The sequence below is a fragment of the Photorhabdus bodei genome (genome assembly GCF_003287735.1).
Classification (GTDB): Bacteria; Pseudomonadota; Gammaproteobacteria; order Enterobacterales; family Enterobacteriaceae; genus Photorhabdus; species Photorhabdus kayaii.
Genome location: NZ_NSCM01000126.1, coordinates 1 through 1,356, shown reverse-complemented (window position 1 = coordinate 1,356; position 1,356 = coordinate 1). Strand labels below are relative to the sequence as shown.

The window sequence follows — 1,356 nt, the reverse complement described above, 5'->3', positions numbered from 1 at the left end:
TCCGGGTGGTGTTCCCCGAGGGTATGGATGCCAACGGCTATCTGTGTCAGGTCGCCGAGCCGGAACGGGCCTTCGCGTTGTTGCTGGACAGTGCCGTGCCGATGCAGGACGCGGCAGAGGTACAGGCCACCACCGCCACAGAGCGGGCCGCGCTGGCAGAACATCAGCCGGTTCCGGTGCCGGAAACGGTCAGCGCCTTAGCCGCCGGAATAGCCGCGTTGCCGTCAATGCCCAATGTGGTCTGGGAAACCGGCGCTAACGGCGAGATATCCCTGACGCTGGGCACGCAACAGTGGGGTATCCGGGGCCTGTCACAGGTGAAAGCCGGGGCGGCAGTGATGAAAGTGAATGTTCAGGTCGTTGATACTGACAGCGGCGTGATGTTCGCGGACAGCGTGGACATGATGAGCGCCCGCAGCCGGGGCGGGTATGCGCGACTGGCCGCCACCGAACTCGGACTGGCCGAAGGTGACCTGCGCCGGGCTTTGGGGCAGGTGTTGCTGATACTGGAGCAGTGTCAACAGGCCGGCGTCGGTGAGCAAACCGAAACCCCGCCGGTTCCCGAACTGAGCGAGGACCAGCGGGCCGCGGCGCTGGCGCTGCTGCAAGACCCGAAACTGAGTGAGCGCATCACCGCTGACTTAGCCGCCTGTGGCGTGGTGGGGGAGAGCACCAACCTGCTGGCCGGTTACTTAGCCGCCGTCAGTCGCAAGCTGGAGCGTCCGCTGGCGGTGCTGATACAAAGCAGTTCGGCGGCAGGTAAAAGCAGCTTAATGGATGCCGTCCTCAATCTGATACCGGAAGAGGAACGGCTGCAATACAGCGCCATGACCGGCCAGAGTCTGTTCTATCTGGGGGAAACCAATCTCCAGCACAAGATACTGGCGATAGCGGAAGAAGAAGGGGTACGGCAGGCCGCCTACGCGCTTAAGCTGTTGCAAAGCGACGGCGAATTGACCATTGCCAGCACCGGTAAAGATGACGCCAGCGGGAATCTGGTCACCAAACAGTACACGGTGAAAGGGCCGGTGATGCTGATGCTCACCACCACCGCAATAGATGTCGATGAAGAATTACTGAATCGTTGTCTGGTGCTGACCGTGAACGAATCGCGGGAACAGACCGAAGCTATCCATGCCTTGCAGCGCCATAAGCAGACCCTCGAAGGCTTACTGGCCGAGAATGAAAAGGCGTATATCACCGAACTGCATCAGAACGCCCAGCGGTTATTGCGCCCGCTGAATGTGGTTAACCCTTATGCCTCACAGTTAACGTTCATGAGCGATAAAACCCGCACCCGACGCGACCACATGAAATATCTCACCCTGATACAAAGTATCGCGCTGCTGCATCAGC

At 60.0% G+C, this 1,356-nt stretch carries 1 pseudogene; it reads left to right on the top strand.

The features are described 5' to 3' along the window. Nucleotides 1-1,356, top strand: a pseudogene (locus tag CKY02_RS23045) (DNA primase); the annotation flags it as partial.